The organism is Monashia sp. HAY1-2A (assembly GCF_056755315.1).
This window is the reverse complement of record NZ_JBNDHY010000862.1, coordinates 1-230: the sequence shown is the minus strand read 5'-3', so window position 1 is coordinate 230 and position 230 is coordinate 1. Positions and strand designations below refer to the sequence as shown.

The 230-nt window shown below is 45.2% G+C and carries 1 protein-coding gene; it reads right to left on the bottom strand.

Annotation, left to right across the window (positions count from 1 at the left end; all coding sequences use genetic code 11):
* Positions 1-230 (bottom strand): DUF4960 domain-containing protein (locus ACPYOM_RS24215; protein WP_481347937.1); only part of this gene is annotated, 230 nt, incomplete at both ends.

Sequence of the window (230 nt, the reverse complement as noted above, 5' to 3'; positions counted from 1 at the left end):
CCACCACGCAGTGTGATTTAATCTGAATGTTCCTTTCTGAAGGAAATTGGCCTTCCCGGATTCATAAGTCTGAAGTCCTTCAAAAACAGGGTGTGTTTCGTGACCTTTGAAAGAAATTCCCCAATCACTTCCCGCATCTACAAATCCGTTCGGTAAGAAATCCCCGAAAACGTTGTTAGGCCCTTTTCCTGAAGGCACAATTCCCAGAGCATCCACGTATTGAGCTGCAA